At 38.5% G+C, this 3,077-nt stretch carries 5 protein-coding genes; all 5 read left to right on the top strand.

Annotated elements, in window-relative coordinates:
- Positions 1-323: hypothetical protein (locus tag DU53_RS04025; RefSeq protein WP_082853810.1), on the top strand; the 323-nt coding region annotated here is incomplete at its 5' end.
- A 6-nt stretch (positions 324-329) separates the two neighbouring features.
- On the top strand, positions 330-1,145 hold the full coding sequence (locus DU53_RS04020; RefSeq protein ID WP_015868153.1) for an ABC transporter permease: 816 nt from the start codon (positions 330-332) through the stop codon (positions 1,143-1,145).
- A 12-nt stretch (positions 1,146-1,157) separates the two neighbouring features.
- Positions 1,158-1,853 (top strand): ATP-binding cassette domain-containing protein, encoded by a 696-nt coding sequence (locus tag DU53_RS04015; RefSeq protein ID WP_015868152.1) that lies wholly within the window; start codon positions 1,158-1,160, stop codon positions 1,851-1,853.
- Positions 1,854-2,220: 367 nt separating this feature from the next.
- Positions 2,221-2,394, top strand: coding sequence for a hypothetical protein (locus tag DU53_RS12445; protein ID WP_015868151.1), 174 nt, complete (start codon positions 2,221-2,223; stop codon positions 2,392-2,394).
- A gap of 127 nt (positions 2,395-2,521) precedes the next feature.
- Positions 2,522-3,040: a hypothetical protein gene (locus DU53_RS04010; protein ID WP_063727639.1), complete on the top strand. Its 519-nt coding sequence runs from the start codon at positions 2,522-2,524 to the stop codon at positions 3,038-3,040.
- The last annotated feature ends 37 nt before the right edge of the window (positions 3,041-3,077 follow it).

The raw sequence follows: 3,077 nt of genomic DNA, 5'->3' as shown, positions 1-3,077 counted from the left end.
CAAAAGCGCTTGAAGAAGTAAGTTCCAATATCTTGAAAACGATGGTATACGTTGCGCTGGCTGTGCTGATAACGACTTTTCTACCTGGGAAACTGATGATTGGCAGCATTATGTCAGCAGGGATTATATTCATAGCCATGAAACTCACATTCTTTTTGATGCTCAATTTTAAAGACAGCAAATTTTTGAAAGTTCTTGTTGATATGTTCTGGCTTGATGATCCTAAAAAGGCATTGATGTACGGAGCAATGTGGCTTGCGTTATTAACATGGCTATCGATAAAACGAATAAACAAAGTCGCAATAACCAATCACGGGAGTTGATTAAAAGTGAAAGCATTAATATACAAATTTTGCTACTTTTTTAGAAGAGACATAGCGATATGGCTCTCTTACAGGGTACAGCTTGTTCTTGGGTTTCTCAGTGGATTTGTGGGAATAATCCAATTTGGACTTATTGGTAAGTTCATAGCAGGTGGCAATTACTTTCCTATGATAGAAAAATACGGAGGTGATGTCCTTGCTTATTTTATTACAGGTACCGTTTTCATGTCATATACGAACCTTGCTCTTTCCACTTTCAAAGCATCTATCCAGCGTGAGCAATCAATGGGCACGCTGGAATATCTTCTTCTTTCCGAAACACCTTTCTGGGAACTTTTTACCTTCAATTTTCTGAGCTCTTTTATGTTCACAAGTATAAATATTATTATCATGTTCTTTGCCCTTGTGTGGTTATTTTCAGTGCATATAACACCCAATATATTTGCAACTTTCGTGGTGCTGATAGTAACGATGTTTCCTCTTTCCGGTATCGGTCTTTTGAGCGCTGCTATGGTGGTGGTAACAAAGAGAGGTGATCCCATAGGATGGATATACTCAACGACAGCAGGAATATTTTCAGGCATATATTTTCCCGTCGAAATACTGCCAACATGGATAAGACCTGTGTCGTATTTTCTTCCCACTACATTTGGAATGGATTTATCGAGAAAAACGCTAATAAAAGGATACACACTGACTCAGATAAAAGACGGATTGTTAATATTAATAGTCATGGGCATACTTTTACTACCCTTGGGAATAATAGTATTCCAAACCAACCTGCGCAAAGCACAAAAAGAAGGAACTCTTGTATGGTATTGAAGGTGAGATGGAATGCTTGAAGTGCTAGGTGTGAAGAAAAAATACAAAAACGGGATAGAAGCGTTGAAAGGTGTGAGTCTAAAGATAGAAACCGGGAAAAAAGTAGCGATATTTGGAGAGAATGGTGCGGGGAAGACAACGCTACTAAAAATCATTGCCACATTTTTGTTGCCAGATGAGGGGACGGTTACCCTTGAAGGAGTAAATATCATCAAAAACAACAAATATGCAAGGAAAAACATAACCATATCCACTGGAATGGAAAGGAGCTTTTATTACAGATTAACTGTCAAACAAAACCTTGAATTCTTTGGGATGTTGAACGGACTTGTAGGGAAGGAGTTAAAGAAAAAAGTAGAAAAAGTGATAGAAAAGACGGGGCTTGAGGAATACGGAAAAATAAGATACATGGAGTTATCAAAAGGACTGAAGAGAAGGCTGGACATAGCGAGGGCGCTGCTGAAAGAAGCTAAAGTATACATATTTGACGAGCCATGTGCGGGGATAGATATAAAGACGAGAGGTGGAATACACAAGATAGTGAACGAGCTTGGAAAAGAGAAGATAGTCATTTTTGCAACACATGAGATAGAAGATTTGAAGAAAATGGACAGGATAATAGCTATACACAATGGCATAAAAGTGGGCGAACTGCTGGTGCATGAAAATAGAGATTGCGTAGAGAATTTTGTAAAAGGGGTCTGTTAGCAGTTTTTAGTAAATTCCCCAAATAAAGAAAACGTCAATCAAAAATACAATGCAAATCTGTCAAAAGCGAGGATTTTGCTTCTTGAAGAGGGAAGACATGAGGAAAAGATTTCATGGATAATTGGTGAAGCTGATTCTATGCTTGACGAAGCTCTGCGAATTGTTGAAAGGGCATCAGAAGAATGAAAGGGTATGGAGGTGAAGTGAATATGAATCATTACATAAACAGAGAGATTGAATACTATACTACATCGCTTTTGGGTAAGAGTTTCGTGTTTTTCCCTTTGTTTTATTAATTACTAAATATGTGATCGCTTAAGTCAAATGTTTCGGAGGAGAGCAAAAGAAGAAAAGGGGGAGACTGAATATGGATTACAAAATTATTCCACTGAACGGACCGGATAAGCCTAAAACTCTTAGGTGTCCCGTTACCGAGACTCTGTTCGATTGTGGACCTGAAAAGGATGCACCATGTGGAGATACATGTCCACCAGGTATGCTAGATGAATGCGGCAGTCTTGATGTTTGTGATACTCCGTGAAAAGAAAATTTCTCCTAAATGTATTTGGATTAGATTACAAGTGTTTATTTTAAGTGTTCTTTATGACTGAGATTCAATTTAAGAGCTCTCCTCCTATTTTCGTTAATGACAAAAAGGAGGGATTAAAGTGAATAAAGCGAGATACATACTCATAGTGATCCTTTTACTCATTTCCACTTTCACAATAGCCGAAAAGCTTTTTACTCCCGAACAGTTGAGGGAGGATTTAGATTTTCTCGTTTCCAAAATCGTTGAAGAGTATTACAACCCCTGGCTAAAGGTAGATGAAACCGAATTCTGGAATCTTGTCGAAGAGAAAAGAGCTCAATTAGACCATGATATGACATGGTCTGAGTTCTACAAGATAGCTGCTCCATTAGTAGCCACTCTTCACGACCAACATTCTTTCTTGCAACCGCCATCAGATGCGGTAATAAGAGTATTTCCGTTTAGGTTGCATAGGGTAAAAGATAAAGCGGTGGTGATCAATTCAGTCTGCGAACTGCCAGTCGGAGCCATTGTAACAAAGATCAATGGCATTCCGGTTGAGAATATTATCCAGGAACTGGAGATGTATGGAACCTATGAAACTCCAGAGAGTAGACTTAATTTTCTGGTGAATTACTTCATTCCAAGCATTGCCTGAGTGGTGGGGAATCGAGGAATTTGAGATTACATATCTT

This window comes from Kosmotoga sp. DU53 (assembly GCF_001639905.1).
Lineage (GTDB): Bacteria > Thermotogota > Thermotogae > Petrotogales > Kosmotogaceae > Kosmotoga > Kosmotoga olearia.
This window is presented reverse-complemented; position numbering and strand designations above follow the sequence as displayed.

Excerpts from the sequence above, each read along its gene's own strand:
- DU53_RS04015 (WP_015868152.1), top strand. The coding sequence starts at position 1,158 with ATGCTTGAAGTGCTAGGTGTGAAGAAAAAATACAAAAACGGGATAGAA.
- DU53_RS12445 (WP_015868151.1), top strand. The coding sequence starts at position 2,221 with ATGGATTACAAAATTATTCCACTGAACGGACCGGATAAGCCTAAAACT.